At 58.1% G+C, this 16,363-nt stretch carries 16 protein-coding genes; all 16 read left to right on the forward strand.

Annotated features, from left to right (window positions below; translation table 11 throughout):
- The first annotated feature begins 12 nt into the window (after positions 1-12).
- The 16 genes from ADJ74_RS07945 to hisS all read left to right on the forward strand — a co-directional run bounded on the left by ADJ74_RS07945 (position 13) and on the right by hisS (position 16,362).
- Positions 13-1,401: an aminopeptidase gene (locus ADJ74_RS07945; protein ID WP_050343311.1), complete on the forward strand. Its 1,389-nt coding sequence runs from the start codon at positions 13-15 to the stop codon at positions 1,399-1,401.
- A 159-nt stretch (positions 1,402-1,560) separates the two neighbouring features.
- Entirely contained in the window at positions 1,561-2,757 is a 1,197-nt protein-coding gene (locus ADJ74_RS07950) for a pyridoxal phosphate-dependent aminotransferase (protein WP_050343313.1), read from the forward strand.
- A 194-nt stretch (positions 2,758-2,951) separates the two neighbouring features.
- Positions 2,952-3,539, forward strand: a complete 588-nt coding sequence (locus ADJ74_RS07955; protein ID WP_050344256.1) for a MotA/TolQ/ExbB proton channel family protein — start codon at positions 2,952-2,954, stop codon at positions 3,537-3,539.
- Entirely contained in the window at positions 3,529-3,939 is a 411-nt protein-coding gene (locus tag ADJ74_RS07960) for a biopolymer transporter ExbD (RefSeq protein WP_006691439.1), read from the forward strand. Before ADJ74_RS07955 ends, ADJ74_RS07960 begins: the two co-directional genes overlap by 11 nt.
- Positions 3,939-4,592: an energy transducer TonB gene (locus tag ADJ74_RS07965; RefSeq protein WP_050343315.1), complete on the forward strand. Its 654-nt coding sequence runs from the start codon at positions 3,939-3,941 to the stop codon at positions 4,590-4,592. The genes ADJ74_RS07960 and ADJ74_RS07965 overlap by 1 nt, the downstream gene beginning before the upstream one ends.
- 28 nt (positions 4,593-4,620) lie before the next feature.
- Complete coding sequence (locus tag ADJ74_RS07970; RefSeq protein WP_009442746.1) at positions 4,621-5,817, forward strand: FTR1 family protein; 1,197 nt, start codon at positions 4,621-4,623, stop codon at positions 5,815-5,817.
- Between the two features lie 32 nt (positions 5,818-5,849).
- Positions 5,850-6,419, forward strand: a complete 570-nt coding sequence (locus ADJ74_RS07975; protein WP_009442745.1) for an iron transporter — start codon at positions 5,850-5,852, stop codon at positions 6,417-6,419.
- A gap of 114 nt (positions 6,420-6,533) precedes the next feature.
- Positions 6,534-7,799: a DUF2318 domain-containing protein gene (locus ADJ74_RS07980; protein WP_050343318.1), complete on the forward strand. Its 1,266-nt coding sequence runs from the start codon at positions 6,534-6,536 to the stop codon at positions 7,797-7,799.
- Positions 7,800-7,829: 30 nt separating this feature from the next.
- Complete coding sequence (locus tag ADJ74_RS07985; RefSeq protein ID WP_006691433.1) at positions 7,830-9,113, forward strand: ABC transporter permease; 1,284 nt, start codon at positions 7,830-7,832, stop codon at positions 9,111-9,113.
- A gap of 3 nt (positions 9,114-9,116) precedes the next feature.
- Complete coding sequence (locus tag ADJ74_RS07990) at positions 9,117-10,250, forward strand: FtsX-like permease family protein (protein WP_050343320.1); 1,134 nt, start codon at positions 9,117-9,119, stop codon at positions 10,248-10,250.
- Positions 10,251-10,265: 15 nt separating this feature from the next.
- Positions 10,266-10,925, forward strand: a complete 660-nt coding sequence (locus ADJ74_RS07995; RefSeq protein WP_050343322.1) for an ABC transporter ATP-binding protein — start codon at positions 10,266-10,268, stop codon at positions 10,923-10,925.
- Between the two features lie 2 nt (positions 10,926-10,927).
- Entirely contained in the window at positions 10,928-11,389 is a 462-nt protein-coding gene (locus tag ADJ74_RS08000; protein ID WP_006691430.1) for an FMN-binding protein, read from the forward strand.
- A gap of 111 nt (positions 11,390-11,500) precedes the next feature.
- Positions 11,501-12,946, forward strand: coding sequence for a beta-Ala-His dipeptidase (gene pepD / locus ADJ74_RS08005; protein WP_050343324.1), 1,446 nt, complete (start codon positions 11,501-11,503; stop codon positions 12,944-12,946).
- Between the two features lie 166 nt (positions 12,947-13,112).
- On the forward strand, positions 13,113-13,595 hold the full coding sequence (locus ADJ74_RS08010) for a Fur family transcriptional regulator (protein ID WP_006691428.1): 483 nt from the start codon (positions 13,113-13,115) through the stop codon (positions 13,593-13,595).
- The gene (gene hemZ / locus ADJ74_RS08015) at positions 13,592-15,097 is read left to right on the forward strand and encodes a coproporphyrinogen dehydrogenase HemZ (RefSeq protein ID WP_050344257.1); all 1,506 of its coding nucleotides are present in this window, start codon (positions 13,592-13,594) and stop codon (positions 15,095-15,097) included. The genes ADJ74_RS08010 and hemZ overlap by 4 nt, the downstream gene beginning before the upstream one ends.
- Positions 15,097-16,362, forward strand: a complete 1,266-nt coding sequence (gene hisS / locus ADJ74_RS08020) for a histidine--tRNA ligase (protein ID WP_050343326.1) — start codon at positions 15,097-15,099, stop codon at positions 16,360-16,362. Before hemZ ends, hisS begins: the two co-directional genes overlap by 1 nt.
- Position 16,363 lies beyond the last annotated feature (1 nt).

A 16,363-nucleotide genomic window follows, 5' to 3' on the forward strand; every position in this document is an offset into this window, starting at 1 on the left:
AAAGGAACCATTATGAGTGACGATAAGAAAAAGTCTGTTTGGACTGGCTATTCGGCAGAGGAACGCGCAGAGGTGGATGCGCTCGCACGCGGCTATATTGATTTCCTCTCGGACTGCAAGACGGAGCGTGAGAGTGTGCAGGAGGCGGTACGTGCTGCTGAGGCGGCGGGTTACCGCGATCTGGCGGACATTATCGCTGAGGGGACGCAGCTCCGCGCGGGGGACAAGGTCTACGCCGTCAATATGAAAAAGGCGATTGTGCTCTTTCATATCGGCACAGAGCCGATGGAACACGGCATGAATATCCTCGGTGCGCACATCGATACGTGCCGCCTCGATGTGAAGCAGAATCCGCTCTATGAGGACGGCGGACTGGCGTACTTTGATACGCATTACTACGGCGGCATCAAGAAGTATCAGTGGGTGACGATTCCGCTTGCCCTGCACGGTGTTGTCGTCAAGAAGGACGGCACAACGGTCACAATCACGCTCGGGGAGAAGGCGGACGACCCCGTGTTCTGCGTGACGGATCTGCTCGTCCATCTCTCGCAGGAGCAGCTGGAGAAAAAGGCGGCAAAGGTGATCGAGGGCGAGAAACTCGATGTGCTGATCGGCGGAATCCCTCTCGCAAAGGAGGAAAAGGAGTCCGTCAAGGATGGCGTGCTGGCTCTCATCCGGAAGACGTACGGCATTGATGAGGAGGATTTCCAGTCGGCAGAGCTGACCCTCGTTCCGGCAGGCCGTGCGCGTGAGCTGGGATTTGACCGCAGCATGGTGCTCGGCTACGGACAGGATGACCGCGTCTGCTCCTATACGGCACTCCGCTCCATGGTTGAGACGGCGGATGTGCGGCGTACGGCGTGCTGCCTCCTCGTTGACAAGGAGGAGATCGGCAGCGTCGGCGCGACAGGGATGCAGTCGCGCTTCTTTGAAAACATGGTCGCCGAGGTGCTCTCTGCCTGCGGCCAGTATACGGAGCTTGCCCTGCGCCGTACGCTCGCCTGTTCGCGGATGCTCTCCTCGGATGTTTCGAGCGCCTATGACGCGCTCTATGCGGATGCGTTTGAGAAGAAGAACGTTGCCTATCTTGGACGAGGAATGGTATTCAACAAGTTCACGGGATCACGCGGCAAGTCCGGCTCCAGTGATGCGAGTGCAGAGTATCTGGGCGAACTGCGCCGCATGATGGATGAAAACGGCGTCCGCTATCAGCTTGCAGAGCTTGGACGCGTCGATCTCGGCGGCGGCGGGACGATTGCCTACATTATGGCGCGCTACGGGATGAACGTGATCGACAACGGCGTTGCGGTGATGAGCATGCATGCGCCGTGGGAGGTTACGAGCAAGGCGGACATCTATGAGATGAAAAAGGGGTATGACGTATTCCTGCGGAATGCGTAACTATCGCATATCGAGGCTGCCGCAGCGTGGGGAGACCATACTGCGGCAGCTTTTTTGTTTCCATGAAAGCTTTGTGAGAGTGCAACTCAATGTGTAGTATTTTTTTTCACAATATGATAGAATAGCATCTGTTTTCACTCACATAGGGGGAGGAGTACGATGGTCTCAGAGGAAATGTATGTGCTCGGGACGAAAAAGTCCACGATTCGCACGATTTTTGAGTTTGGACAGAAGCGTGCGGCAGAGGTCGGCGCGGAAAATATCTTTGATTTCAGCCTTGGCAATCCGAATGTGCCTGCGCCGGACTTTATTCGGGATGCGGCGGTCGACATTCTCATGCACGGCGACCCAACCGAGGTGCACGGCTACACGATTGCACCGGGAAAGCCTGCCGTGCGCGAGGTGCTTGCCGCCGATCTGAAGCGGTGCTTCGGCATGGAGGTCACGGGGAAAAATCTGTTTATGACGGCAGGCGCGGCGGCATCGGTGACGATCACGTTCAAGGCACTCACCGAGCCGGGGGACGAGTTCGTCACCTTTGCGCCATTCTTCCCGGAGTATCGCGTCTTTGTCGAGGCGTGCGGCGGCAAGCTCGTCGTCGTCCCGGCCAAGACGGACGATTTTCAGATTGACCTTACGGCACTTGAGCGGGCAGTGACCCCACGGACCAAGGCGGTCATTGTCAACTCGCCGAACAATCCGAGCGGTGCAGTCTACAGTGAGACAACGATCCGCCGCCTTGCCGATCTCCTTCGCGCGAAGGAGCAGGAGTACGGGCGCCCGATCTTCATCGTCGCAGACGAACCGTATCGCGAGATCGTCTATGACGGTGCCGTCGTCCCCTGCATTCCTCTCTTTTATGACAATACGATTGTCTGCTATTCCTACAGCAAATCCTTCTCCCTTCCCGGCGAGCGCATCGGCTATATCGTCGTGCCGGACACGGCGGCGGACTTCGCTCGCATCTACGGCGCGATCGCGGGGGCAGCGCGTGTCCTCACCCACGTCAATGCGCCCTCACTCTGGCAGCTCGTTGTCGCACGCTGTGCCGGACGAGCCGCCGATCTCAGTACCTACGCGAGAAATGCGGCCCTCCTCTATGATGGCCTGACGGCACTCGGCTTTTCCTGCGTGCGCCCACAGGGGGCATTCTATCTCTTCCCGCAGGCGCTTGAGCCGGACGATGCGGCATTCTGCCGCCGCGCACAGGAGTATGATCTCCTGCTTGTGCCTGGGCGGGACTTCGGCTGTCCCGGCTACTTCCGTGCGGCGTACTGTGTTCACACAAAAATGATCGAGAAATCACTGCCACGATTTGAAGAACTTGCAAAATCATACAAATCAATAAGTGAATAAAATTCATTTAGATCACATTTATTGGAAAGAATATTGACAATCACTTTCCTTGGAGATATACTGAGAATCGATTCAAATATGGGATGGGTTTCATTCTCCATGTGGTATAAAGATGGGGGGTTCCCACGGCTTGAGAAGATAAGGATGGTGTTTTTGTGACCAGTGCAGAACTATTTGAAAAGGGCGGTCCGGTCATGTACCTGCTGCTCCTGTGCTCGTTGACAGTGGCGGCAATCGCGGTGGACCGCTTCCTGCTCTATCGGCGTGCATCGCAGGGCGCAAGGGAACTTGAGGCGACGGTTGCTGAGTCGCTCCGCAAGCACAAGATGGACGAGGTTGCCCCCGCCGTTGAGGGCAAGGACAACATGGTCGCCCATCTCGTGAAGAGTGCACTGGATGCCCGCAAGGCAGGGGAGGATGTCCCGATGACGCTCGAGGGGGCCTACGGTGAGGCGGCGATGCTCCTGCGTGCACGTCTCAACTATCTCTCGATGATCGTTACGCTCGCACCGCTCCTCGGACTTCTGGGAACGATCTCGGGCATGATCCAGTCGTTCAGCATCTTCAACCTGCAGGCCGGTCAGCCCATGGCGATCACGGGCGGCATCGGTGAGGCGCTGGTCGCAACAGCGACAGGACTTTTCGTCGCGATCTTCTCGCTCGTCGTGCACACCTACTTTGCACAGCGCCTGGATGTGATGCTGACGCTCCTCGAAAAGACGATGAATACCGTCTTGGCGGGGTTCGCGGCGGCGGATGGAGGGAAGGCTCATGCGTCGTAATTTTCATGATGTGCGCGAGCCGCTCGTCATGATCGTCCCGATGATCGACATCATGCTCTTCCTCTTGGTGTTCTTCATGCTGAGCACGATGTATATGGTGAACGCGAGCACGGTGCAGGTCAGCCTGCCGCAGGCGGCGAGCGCACAGCAGGACACACGTCCGCACATCGTCTCCATCACGGTGACGGAGGACGGCAAGGTGCTCTTCGACCGCGATGATGAGCCGACCCGTGAGCTGACCTCACGCGTCAAGGAACAGCTGGACAGCGATCCGGATACGGTGTTTGTCGTGCGCGGCGACAAGAAGGCGGACTATCAGTTCGTCGTCAGTGTCTTTGATGCACTGAAGGAAGCGGGGACACGTCACGTGTCCATCGCGACGGAGACGGGGGGCGTCTGATGCGCTATCAGACACATTGGCGGCTTGCCTTCCTCGTCGCATTCTTCTTCCACATCGTCGCATGGCTCTTTCTGATGGTGCTGATCCCACACGTCTTTAAGCACATCGAGCAGCCGCCGCCAGATGAGCCGATGGAGTGGGTGGAGCTCGCTGATGACGATGGGCCGCCCGAGGAGGAACAGCAGCCGGAGGAACCACCGCCTCCGCCGCCCCCACCACCGCCTGAGCCTGTGGAGGCAGAGGAAGAGCCCGCCGTCGTTGAGGCGGAGATTCCCGAGGAGGCGACGACGGCACTGCTGAAGGAAGCCGAGGATTCGGCGAATAAGCCCGAGGAAGAACATGTCCTGAAATCCGGCGACGGAAAGCAGATCGGGCAGCCCGGCAAGATCATCCATGCCGAGCAGCCTGCCTACGGTGTGATTCCGTTCACGGGGCGTATTGCCGTGTCAGCCCATATCGGCACGGACGGACGTGTCGTGTGGACGAAGATTCAGATCAGCTCGGGGAATCTCGTCTATGACCGTCTGGCGCGGCGTATTGTTGAGAAGCAGTGGAAGTTCGAACCGGCCAAGGACATGAATGGGCAGCCGATGGAATCGAATATGCAGTGCCCTGTGTATTTCAACATGAAACCGGCACGTAATATTAAATGATCGAGGAAAGGGGAACGCAGACAATCCAATGAGAAAGCTGTTTGCATTCATTACGGCACTCTTTCTGCTCCTGCCGGCGGCGTCGACGAACGCCGCACAGACATGGCAGCAGATTCACGACCATATCGCGACGGAGATGGACGGTGTCTATGCCATCTATCAGTCGGGGGATGCAGAAGGTGCAAAGGATGCCGTCAACAATATCTACTACGGCATCTACGAGAAAGACGGTCTGGAGAGCGCTGTGCGCAGCAGCATCTCCTCCAAGAGCGCGAACCTCACGGAGTATCAGTTCTACACGCTGAAAAAAGTCATCCGTTCGGGCGCTCCGCAGTCAGAGGTCGAGGCCGAGGGCGCAAAGCTCCTCGATATGGTTCAGACCGAGGTGACGCAGCTCGAGACGGCAGGTGCTCAGTCGGGCGGCTGGGGGATGTTCCTCCAGGCGTTCCTCATCCTCCTGCGTGAGGGTGTTGAGGCGATCCTCGTCCTTGTCGGCATCATTGCCTATCTCGGACGCGCCGGCCATGAGAAGGAGCTCTCGACCGTCTACAATTGGGCGATTGCAGGCATTATCTGCAGCTTTATCAGTGCCTATCTCTTTGCCGAGGTGCTCGACAGTACGACGACGACGGGCGCGAGCCGCGAGATGATCGAGGGCTTCACGGCGCTTTTCGCCGTCCTGGTCCTTCTCGGAACGTCGGCGTGGATGGGCGGCAAATCCAATGCAAAGGCATGGAAGAACTACATCGACAGCCAAGTCAAGATCACACTCTCGACGGGCAAGTCGCGTGCGCTCGGCTTTGCCGCATTCCTTGCGGTCTATCGCGAGGGCGCGGAGGTCATCCTCTTCTATCAGGCGCTCTTTAACAACGCCGTCGGCGATACCGACATGATCTGGGCGGGCTTCGTTGCCGCGTGTGCGGCACTCGCGGTTATCTTCTTCCTCATCCAGCGCGGTGCGCTGCGCATCCCCATCGGACCGTTCTTCAAGGTTACGAGTGCATTCATGTTTGTGCTTGCGGTTACCTTCCTTGGCGGCGGTCTGAAGGAGCTGCAGGAGTCAGATACCATCTCCACCACGATCATTGAGGCCATCCCCATTCCGAGCATCGATCTGCTCGGCCTTTATCCCACCTATGAAACCATTGTCCCGCAGATCCTCTTGGTTCTCGCGGCAGTTGCAATGGTATCATATAAAAAACGCTCTGCTGCGGCAGAAGCGTAAGTCAGGTTCATCTTTCAAAGGAGGATTTTCCCATGAAGAAATCTAGTCTCAGTATGCTCAAAAAGGCTCTCGCCGTCGGTGCAGTCGCGTTCTCTACGTTCGCGATCAACGCGCACGTCAGCGAAGCTGCGTTCGAGGAGTTCCCGATCGGCGATGAGATCGAGGATACGACGAACCACTTCAAGGCGGCGCTCGTCTACTTCCAGCCGGTGACGATGGAGCCTGCCGGTATGAGCCTTCCGGCAGACCAGGCAGATATCCACATCGAGACGGATATCCATGCAACCGAGGGCAATGAGTGCGGCTTCGGCGTCGGCGAGTGGATCCCGAACCTGACGGTGCACTACAAGTTCACGAAGCGTGAGACGGGCGAGAGCATCGAGGGTGTGTTCATGCCGATGAGCGCAGATGATGGCCCGCACTATGGCGCAAATGTCAAGATGCTTGGCGCAGGCACGTACGACTGCGACTTCTCGATCGACAGCCCTGCACGTCAGAACTACCTCCTCCACACGGACAAGGAGACGGGTGTCCGGGGTCATTTCTGGACGGAACCGGTCAAGCTGCACTGGGTATTCAACTACGTTCCGCGCAAGTGGTAATTTAATTCCGTATGGGCAGCAAGGGCATACGTTTGTTCTTCGTGCCCTCCCAATCACAGAATGGCTGCCGCCCCGGGGGGGACGGCGGCTTTTCTCATAGGAAAGGGTTCACACATGTTACAGGCATTTCTTCAACAGCTGGTGCCGGCACTGGAGGAGAGCATTAAGCTCGCCGTGCCGCTCGGTATTTTGCTTGCAATCATTTTGCCATTGCCCGATCAGAGCATACGGCGTACCTTTACGCGCGTGCTCAAATGGGGCTTTTTCCTCTCGCTCTTTATGACAGCGGTGCGTGTCGGCACGAAGTCGGCAGTCAACCGCGAGATCTTCGAGAGTATGGCAATCACCGTCGATATCATCGGCGCGATTCTTCTCTGTGCAATTCTTCTGCGCAGTCTCCATCGGGAATGGTCGCCGCAGGAGGAGCGTTTTTTCCGTTTCGGCACGGGGGCATTGACGCTGGGGCTGTGCCTTTATCACGGGCTGGAACTCTGGCTGATTCCTGTCGGTACCGTACAGGTAGCGATGGGGAACTATTTGACGTTGACATTTCTCGTCAAGATGCTCGGATTTTTCGGAGGGATTTTCCTCGGATTCCTCTCGGGCTATCTGGCGTATAAAGCGGCGGCGGCGCTCAATCATGGGCGCCTCGTCTTCGTGTTTACCGTGCAGGTCGTGGCGACCGCCATTCAGCAGGTGATCTTCGTTCTGACGGTGCTGATGGCGCGGCAGATGTTCGGTGCGGAAAACCTCATTCCGTACATGGCATGGTTTATTGACAATCAGGGCAAGGTCATCTATGCGATCTACTTTGTTTCTGTGCTCGTCCCTTTTACACTGTTTCTTCAGCCGCGGCCCGAGCGTCCTGTGTGGGCAAATCCTGCGCAGTACCGTCAGATCGTCTCGAGCGCGATCCGCCGCAAGCGTTGGGGCAGTGGGCTCCTTGCAATCCTCATTCTGACGATTTTCGTATCGAGTGTCGGCGGATGGTATGCGAATAAAAAAGAACAGCTTGTGCCGGCGGTTGACGTTAAGGCGGAGAACGGGCTCGTGCAGATCCCGCTCGAGCAGGTCTCCGACGGCCACCTCCATCGTTATGCATTCCACGCCTCAGACGGAACAACGGTGCGCGTTATCATTGTGCAGAAGGGCGGCTCCGCATTTGGTGTCGGTCTCGATGCCTGCGATATCTGCGGTGCAACGGGCTATTTTGAGCGTGATGGGCAGATCGTCTGCCGGCTCTGTGATGTCGTCATGAACAAGGCGACAATTGGTCTGCCGGGCGGCTGCAATCCGATCCCCGTGGAGTACCACGTGCAGAATGGTGCGGTGCAGATTTCTGCTGACACGCTTGAGGCAGCGCGGATTCATTTCCGCTGACGGACAGGATGGCATGAGAGGAGGTAAGCCATGTTTTGGCAAATGGTAAAAGGGGCGCTCATCCGCCAGCGCGGGAGGTTTATCCTCATCGCGCTGACGGTCGCCCTTGGCGTCTCGCTTGCGACTGCCATGCTGAACGTCATGTTTGACATCGGCGAAAAGGTGAATCAGGAGCTCAAGGCGTTTGGAGCAAATATTACAGTGACGCCGCGCAACTCGATGGTTCTGAAGGACCTTTACGGTGTGGAGACGTCGAAGAGCGGACATCGCGAGTATCTGGAAGAGGCAGATCTCGGCAATATCAAAACGATTTTCTGGACGAACAACATCGTCGCCTTTGCGCCGTCACTGACGACGCAGGTGACGCTCGGAGATGGTGAGAGTGTGCCGTTCTTTGGTACGTGGTTCGAGCATACGCTCAAACTGCCGACGGATGAGGTCTACACGACAGGCGTGAAGTTCATGAAGTCGTGGTGGCAGGTGGACGGCGACTGGGCAGACGATACGCACACGGATGAGGTGCTCGTCGGCATGAAGCTCGCACAGAAACTTGGCGTCTCAGCCGGCAGCACACTCACCTATCAGAAGCCGGACGGCACGCAGGGGGCACTGCACGTCACGGGCACAGTCTCGGGCGGCGGTGACGAGGAGAACCAGCTGGTCGGTTCTCTCGCGCTCGCACAGGAACTCGCAGGTGCACAGGGCAAGATCGACCAGGTGGAGGTCAGTGCCATGACGACACCGGAGAATGATCTTGCCCGCAGGGCGGCGGAGAATCCCAAGTCGCTCTCGCAGGCGGAGTATGATATCTGGTACTGCACGAGCTATGTTGGCTCAATCGCCTATCAGATTGAGGAGGTCATGCACAATGCGGCGGCGCATCCCGTGCGCCAGATCGCGGAGTCCGAGGGGAAGATCCTTGACAAGACGCAGCTCCTCATGCTGCTGATCACGGTGCTGTCCCTGCTCTCCTCGAGCCTTGGTGTCAGCAACCTCATCAGCGCAAACATCATGGAGCGCAGCCGTGAGATCGGCCTTTTGAAGGCGCTCGGCGCGACCAATCTCGCCGTCGTTCTCTCCGTCCTCGCGGAGATCTTTATCGCGGGCATTCTCGGCGGCATCCTTGGCTATGTCGTGGGAATTGGGTTCGCCCAACTCATTGGGGAGAACGTTTTCGGTTCCGGCATTGCGGTCAATCCGTATGTCATTCCGATTATTGCCGTTTTGATGTCGCTCGTGCTGATCATCGGGAGCGTGCCTGCGATTCGCATGCTGCTGTCGCTGCAGCCGGCAGAGGTTCTGTATGGCAGGTGATAAATGATGAGTCGCTATAAAATGTTTTTTATCATGGTCGCCAACTCTCTGCTGCGCCGCCGCGCACGCATGGCGATCGCTCTTCTCGCCGTCGCCGTCGGCGCGACGATTATTTCGGGGATGATTACCGTCTACAAGGAAGTCCCGGAGCAGATGGGACGTGCATTCCGTGCCTATGGGGCAAACCTTCTCATTTTGCCGGGGAAGGATGCAGGCGTGATTCACGAGGAGGATGTCAGTGCGGTCAGCAAGGCACTCTCGGACTACGAGGTAGTCGGCATTACACCGTTCCTCTACGACACCCTGCTCATCAATCATCAGACCGTCATGGCGGGCGGCACGGACTTTGATGTCCTGCAGGAGGTCAGCCCCTACTGGCAGGTGCGCGGTGCGTGGCCGACGCCGGGGGAGAAGGAGATCCTGCTCGGCGCGGAGTTCGCATCGAAACTGCGCGTGAATCCGGGGGATACAATCAGTGTCTCGGGCGGTGAAGGGTCGATTGTCAGCGATTATCGTGTCTCCGGCATTGTCCGCACGGGCGGCAACGAGGAGAATTTCGTCTTCGTCAGTCTGCCCGATCTGCAGCGTATCAAGGGGCGTGCCGGGGAACTGAGCCTCGCGCAGGTCTCCGTTGTGGCGGGACAGGATGAGCTGACGCGCGCAGAGACAAAGATCCGCGCACAGGTCCCGACGGTGGAGCCGCAGCTTGTCAAGCAGATCGCGAAGTCGGAGGGCACCGTGCTTGGAAAACTGCAGGCACTCGTCCTCATCGTGACCATTGTCGTCCTTGTATTGACGCTGATCTGCGTCTCAACCACGATGATGGCGATTGTGACGGAGCGCCGCCGTGAGATCGGGCTCAAGAAGGCTCTCGGTGCGGATAACCGCCACATTGTTGCAGAGTTCTTCGGCGAGGGCTGCCTCCTCGGTGCGCTTGGCGGCATTCTTGGGTCGGGATTCGGCTATCTCTTTGCCCAGAGCGTCAGTGTGAACGTTTTTGGACGCGGCATTGAGTTTTCGCCGACGATTGTCGTTGTCGCACTCGTCATGTCCATCTTTGTTACAGGTCTTGCGTCGCTGCTGCCTGTACGTATTGCGACCAATGTTGACCCCGCGATCATCCTGCGCGGCGAATGAGAGGAGAACGAAGCAATGAGTTTGCTTGAACTGAAGCACGTCTCCAAGGCGTACAACGAAAAGGTGCTCGCCCTGGATGACGTCAATCTGAACGTTGAAAAAGGCGAATGGCTTGCGGTTATGGGTCCCTCCGGCTCTGGCAAGTCAACACTGATGAACATTATCGGCTGTATGGACAGCCCGACGAGCGGCGAGGTCATTCTCGACGGCGACGTGCTGACGAACGCCACACGCGAGGAGCTGACACGCTTCCGCCGCGATAAGATCGGCATCGTGTTCCAGCAGTTCCACATGATTCCCTATCTGACGGCAGTCGAGAACATCATGGTCGCGCAGTATTACCACAGCATGCCCGACCGCGATGAAGCCATGGCGGCACTTGAGCGCGTCGGACTCGCTGACCGTGCGAGCCATCTTCCCAGTCAGCTTTCGGGCGGCGAGCAGCAGCGCGTCTGCATTGCGCGTGCACTCATCAACTATCCTGTCCTCATCCTTGCGGATGAGCCGACAGGCAACCTCGATGAGAAGAACCAGAACCTTGTCATGAAGATCTTCCATGAGCTGCACGATGAGGGCCACACGATTCTGACGGTCACACACTCCGCCGAAGTCGGCGACGAGGCGGAGCGCTGTGTCATCATTGAGCATGGACACATGCGGGAAAGGAAGGAATAACGATGAAGAAACAACTTAGCCTCGGGATTGCACTTCTGCTGGGGGTCAGTGTCCTTGCAGCGGGCTGCGGTGAGGAGAAGCAGGCACCGAAGGAGAAGCCGCAGCAGGCTGCCGCGCTTGATATGACGGGCGTGAAGGACGGCACCTATACGGCGGACAGTTCAGAGCACGAAAAGCTTGGGCATTCGCACGTGGAACTGACGATCAAGAACGGCGCGATCGAGAAGGTCGTTCACACGAGCATTGACAAAGAGGGCAAGCAGAAGGACGAGCACTACGGCGAGGGGAAGGAGCCGGGCGCGCAGAAGAAGGCACAGAACGCCTACAAGGCGATTGTGTCCTATGGTGAGCAGCTCACTGCGTCGAAGGATCTTGCGAAGGTGGATGCTGTCTCAGGGGCAACCGTCAGCTATGACCAGTTCAAGGAAGCGGTCACGAAAGCGGTAGAGCAGGCGAAGAAGTAAAAGAGCAGAATATGGCATGGGGGCTATTGCACGAAGTTTGTCACTTCATGCAGCAGCCCCATTTTTTGCATTCTGTGTTATAATGGGAAGGAATTTTGATGGGAGGAATTTATGATGGATGATGCAAAGCTGCTGGAAAAGGTCATTTCGGAGTTCGAGGCACTGACGCATATCCCGCGTCCTTCGGGGCACGAGAAGGCGGTCAGTGACTATCTGAAAAAACACTTTGAGGAGATTGGCTGCACGGTGACGCAGGATGAGCACTTCAATATTATCGCGGAGCTTCCTGCGACGAAGGGAAAGGAGAATGCGCCGCGCACGATCCTGCAGGGACACATGGATATGGTCTGCGTGGCTGAGCCGGGTGTTTCCTATGACCCGCTGACCGATCCGATCAAGATGCAGCGGACGGCGGAGTATCTCACGGCAGATGGGACAAGTCTCGGCGGAGACGACGGCATCGGCGTGGCGGAGATCCTGACGGCGATGCAGTGCACGGAGGCTCATGGTCCGCTGCGCGCCATCATCACGGTGGATGAGGAACAGGGCATGACGGGGGCACGGCATCTTTCGGCAGATCATCTGAAGAATGCACAGTACCTGATCAACTGCGACTCGGAGGACTATCACATCATGACGGTCGGCAGTGCGGGCAGTGTCAATCTCGACTATACGCGTGCGCTGACGCGAAGAGAATCCGATCTGCCCGCCTATCGCATTACGGCTGAGGGACTGCGCGGCGGTCACTCGGGCGAGCGCATCGGCGATGGGCGCGGCAATGCGATCCGCACGCTGGCACTGGCACTTCATGCGCTGGCGCAGGAGGGGGACGTGGAACTCGTTTCCCTCACGGGCGGGACGGCGCGCAACGCGATTCCGCCGACGGCAGAGGCAATCGTTCGCACGGCGATGGATGAGCGCAGCATTGCCCGTCTGCTGGCGGCGGAGGAAAAACGCTTTCATGCTATCTACGGCGAGGCCGATCCCGCGATGAAATTTACGCTGCATCCTGCACATGAGGCGGGGCGCGTCATCGGCGAGGAGGAACAGCGCGCCCTCATCGACCTCCTCGTCCTCCTTCGCACGGGGGTTCATGTCATGACACATACGCAGACGGGCGGGGTGGAGACCTCGGCAAACCTCGGCGTTGTCCGCATGGATGAGAACGAGGTGCACGTTGCGTTCTTCCCGCGCTCCTCGGTCAATGAGCGGCTGGACGAGATCGTCTGCGAGACAGAGACGCTGGCGGCACTGACGGGCTTTTCCCTCGTTGTTGGAACGGCATCTCCTGCATGGCGTGAGAACCCCAAGAGCAAACTGCGGACGATCATGGCGGAGGTCTATGCGGCGCAGAACGGCGGTACACCGATGAAGATCGAGAGCATCCATGCGGGGCTTGAGACGAGCTGGCACGCATCGAAAAATCCTGCGCTCGACATGGTGTCTGTCGGCGTGACGGCACACGGCATCCATACGCCCGAGGAGCGAATCGAAATCGCGGCGATCGTTCCCGAGGCAAAACTCCTCATGGAGACGCTGCGCCGCATCGCGGAGTGAGGGCAGATCTTCATCGTCTTGTCTGCGGCCATAGTCTTGTCTGCAACGTTTATCATAAAACCTTATCTTCATAAACTATGGTAAAAACTTGCGCACTGTGATATACTATTCTCATTGATTGTGATAATACATTGTGACCCACTTGGTGGATCGAGGGGGAAGAGATATGGCAGAGACATATACCATGGAAGATCTGAAGAAGCGTCTGCAGGCGACACAGCGCAAGATGACGCCGCAGCGGCAGATTGTGCTGCAGGTCATTTTGGATCATCCGAGCGAGCATCTGAGCGCGGAGAAGATCTATGACATTCTGCGCGGGACGGAGTCGGAGATCGGACTCGCGACGGTCTATCGCAGTCTGGAGATTCTGGTCTCGCTCGGCATTCTGCAGAAGATCGAGTTCGGCAAGGAGTTCGACAAGCGCAACAAGGGATCGTATTCCTATGAGCTGAATCCGATTGACCCGAACCAGCATTTCCACCATCATCTCATCTGCACGGAGTGCAAGGAGATCTCGGAGTTTGAGGAGGATATGCTCGATCATCTGGAGCAGGATATTCTCGAAAAGACGGGCTTCTTGGTGGAGAATCATCAGGCGAAGTTCTTCGGCATCTGCAAGAAATGCCGGGAGAAGCAGAAAAAAGCGTGAAAATACGATCGCTCACCATCAATCATCCCAGCGAGGTCATCGTCAAGGTTGTGCATGAGGTACTGAACCTCTTCAAGGTGGAGATCGTCGGAACAGCAGGAGAGGCGGATTACGCCCAGCTGTCGGTGGTGAACCGGCCGTCGGGCAGTGAGCCGCCTTCTGTTATGACGGAGGTCTGGCTCTATGCGCTGGATGGGCGCTGTGAGTGCCTTTCGTTCTCCTCTGCGGGGCGCACGGATGAACTGCCGCGTGCAGCGGTGCACCGCACGATCAAGCGGAATCTCTACGAGTTTTTCCGTGTCCGCTTTGCCCTGCCGCCTGCCCCGTGGGGCATCCTGCATGGGGTGCGCCCAACGAAGATCGTGCACCGCTGGCTGAGGGGCGGCATGACGCCCGACGCTGCCGTGCAGCGATTGCAGGAGGATTATTTCTGCAGTGCGGAGAAGGCACGTCTCATGACGGAGGTTGCCGTGCGTCAGCTGCCGTTTCTTGCGCATGAGGACGCGCGGACGGTGGGCATTTACGTCGGCATTCCGTTCTGTCTCTCGCGCTGCCTCTACTGTTCCTTTCCCTCGCATCTCCTGCCGGGGGAGAATACGCTGCGTGCATTTATGGATGTGCTCGCGCGTGATCTTGCCGCTGCTGCAGAGGATGTGCGCACATTGGGGCTGACCGTCGGGTGCATCTACATCGGGGGAGGGACGCCGACGAGCCTGCCCGATGTTTTTTTTGCCGAAATGCTCAAAATGGTATATAATGCTTTCTATAGATCTTCTGTCCGTGAGTTCACGGTGGAGGCAGGACGTCCCGACAGCATGAGCGCGGCGAAGATCACAGCGATGAAGGCATATCGGGTGACGCGCGTCAGTGTCAATCCGCAGTCGATGCAGGAGCGGACGCTCGAGCGCATCGGACGGCATCATACGCCGTCCGATATTGTGCGCATGGTGCAGGACATCCGTGCGTCGATGGACGTGCACATCAATATGGACGTGATCCTCGGTCTGCCGGGCGAAACGGCAGAGGATGTCCGTGCGACGATGGCGGCGGTGACAGCCCTCCGCCCGGACGACATCACCCTCCACGCACTTGCACTGAAGCGCGGCTCGCGGCTGCGCCTTATGATGGAGACGGAGCATGTCGCTCTGCCGTCTGATGCGGAGACGATGCGCATGAGTGCGGCGGCGACGGCTGCCGTCCGTGCGGCGGGCTACCATCCCTACTATCTCTATCGGCAGGGTTATATGAGCGGCGATCTGGAGAACGTCGGCTATGCCCGCCCCGGTGCGGAGAGCATCTACAACATCCGCATCATGGAGGAGCGGCAGACGATCATCGGCATCGGCGGCGCTGCCGCGACAAAGGTGATCGGCGTGCGCAGCGGACGCCTGCACTCTGCTTTTCATGCAAAGGATCTTGTGACCTATCTGCGCGATATTGACGTCTATATTGAAAAGCGCCGTGCGCTCCTGCGCGCGGAATACGAGGAGGAACAGCACTGATGCTGACGAATGCGCCGCGCGGCACGAAGGATATACTGCCTGACGCGGTCGGTGCGTGGACACATGTCGAGCATGTGATCCGCGATCTCTGTGCCCGCTATGGCTACGGTGAAATCCGCACGCCGATGTTCGAGCACACGGAGCTCTTTCAGCGTGGGATCGGCGACGGTACGGATGTCGTGGACAAGGAGATGTATACCTTCTCCGACCGCGGCGACCGCAGTCTGACGCTGCGTCCCGAGAACACGGCGTCTGCCGTACGCGCCTATCTGCAAAACAAACTCTATGCGGATGGCGGTCTGCAGAAGCTCTTCTACATCGGATCGATGTTTCGCTATGACCGCCCACAGGCAGGGCGGATGCGTGAGTTTCATCAGTTCGGCGTGGAGGCACTCGGCGAGGAGAGCCCTGCGCTCGATGCCGAGGTCATCCTCCTCGCGTATGATTTTCTGACGGCACTTGGCCTGACGGGGCTGACACTGAAGCTGAACTCCGTCGGCTGTCCCACCTGCCGCCCTGTCTATCGGGAGCGTTTGCAGGCGTACTTTAAGGAGTATCTGCCTACGCTCTGTGATGACTGCAAGGATCGCTATACACGCAGTCCGCTGCGGATCCTCGACTGCAAGCGGGATGCGGAGCAGCCGTTTATGGCGGGAGCTCCCGCAATTACAGACTGCCTGTGCCCTGCGTGCACCGAGCATTTTGAGCAGGTGCAGCAGCATTTGACGGCGGCAGGCGTTTCCTATGAGCTCGACCCGCGCCTTGTGCGGGGACTCGACTACTACACGCGGACGGCGTTCGAGATTGCCTATCCGCCGCTCGGTGCACAGAGTGCCGTGGCGGGGGGCGGACGCTATGACGGACTGGTCGAGGAGCTCGGAGGGAATCCCACCCCCGCCGTCGGTTTTGCGGCCGGATTGGAGCGCGTCCTGCTCGCACTGGAGCAGCAGAATCTCCTGCCGGTGCAGCCGCCTGCCGCGGATGTATTCCTCATCGCGCTCGGTGATGCGGCGGCAAAGGCGGCATTCCCCCTGCTGCATGAGCTGCGTCACGGCGGTGTGCGTGCCCTCATGGACTACGCGGGGCGCAGCATGAAGGCGCAGATGAAGCAGGCGAATCGATCCGGTGCGCGCTATGCCGTCATCCTCGGTGAGGATGAGCTGGCAGCGCATACGGCACTCGTGCGCGATATGGCGGAGAGTGCGCAGGAGACCTGTGCGCTTGACGATTTGGTAGAAAAGATGATTTCTGAGGTGAAGGTCTGAG

The sequence above is a fragment of the Selenomonas sp. oral taxon 478 genome (genome assembly GCF_001189555.1).
GTDB lineage: Bacteria > Bacillota > Negativicutes > Selenomonadales > Selenomonadaceae > Centipeda > Centipeda felix.

Bases quoted from the DNA above. Each gene is read 5' to 3' on its own strand.
- ADJ74_RS07970 (WP_009442746.1), top strand. From the start codon at position 4,621: ATGAGAAAGCTGTTTGCATTCATTACGGCACTCTTTCTGCTCCTGCCG.
- ADJ74_RS07950 (WP_050343313.1), top strand. From the start codon at position 1,561: ATGGTCTCAGAGGAAATGTATGTGCTCGGGACGAAAAAGTCCACGATT.
- ADJ74_RS07985 (WP_006691433.1), top strand. From the start codon at position 7,830: ATGTTTTGGCAAATGGTAAAAGGGGCGCTCATCCGCCAGCGCGGGAGG.
- ADJ74_RS07975 (WP_009442745.1), top strand. From the start codon at position 5,850: ATGAAGAAATCTAGTCTCAGTATGCTCAAAAAGGCTCTCGCCGTCGGT.
- ADJ74_RS07945 (WP_050343311.1), top strand. From the start codon at position 13: ATGAGTGACGATAAGAAAAAGTCTGTTTGGACTGGCTATTCGGCAGAG.
- ADJ74_RS07995 (WP_050343322.1), top strand. From the start codon at position 10,266: ATGAGTTTGCTTGAACTGAAGCACGTCTCCAAGGCGTACAACGAAAAG.
- ADJ74_RS07960 (WP_006691439.1), top strand. From the start codon at position 3,529: ATGCGTCGTAATTTTCATGATGTGCGCGAGCCGCTCGTCATGATCGTC.
- ADJ74_RS07980 (WP_050343318.1), top strand. From the start codon at position 6,534: ATGTTACAGGCATTTCTTCAACAGCTGGTGCCGGCACTGGAGGAGAGC.
- ADJ74_RS07955 (WP_050344256.1), top strand. From the start codon at position 2,952: ATGTACCTGCTGCTCCTGTGCTCGTTGACAGTGGCGGCAATCGCGGTG.
- ADJ74_RS08010 (WP_006691428.1), top strand. From the start codon at position 13,113: ATGGCAGAGACATATACCATGGAAGATCTGAAGAAGCGTCTGCAGGCG.
- ADJ74_RS07990 (WP_050343320.1), top strand. From the start codon at position 9,117: ATGATGAGTCGCTATAAAATGTTTTTTATCATGGTCGCCAACTCTCTG.
- ADJ74_RS08000 (WP_006691430.1), top strand. From the start codon at position 10,928: ATGAAGAAACAACTTAGCCTCGGGATTGCACTTCTGCTGGGGGTCAGT.
- hisS (WP_050343326.1), top strand. From the start codon at position 15,097: ATGCTGACGAATGCGCCGCGCGGCACGAAGGATATACTGCCTGACGCG.
- pepD (WP_050343324.1), top strand. From the start codon at position 11,501: ATGATGGATGATGCAAAGCTGCTGGAAAAGGTCATTTCGGAGTTCGAG.
- ADJ74_RS07965 (WP_050343315.1), top strand. From the start codon at position 3,939: ATGCGCTATCAGACACATTGGCGGCTTGCCTTCCTCGTCGCATTCTTC.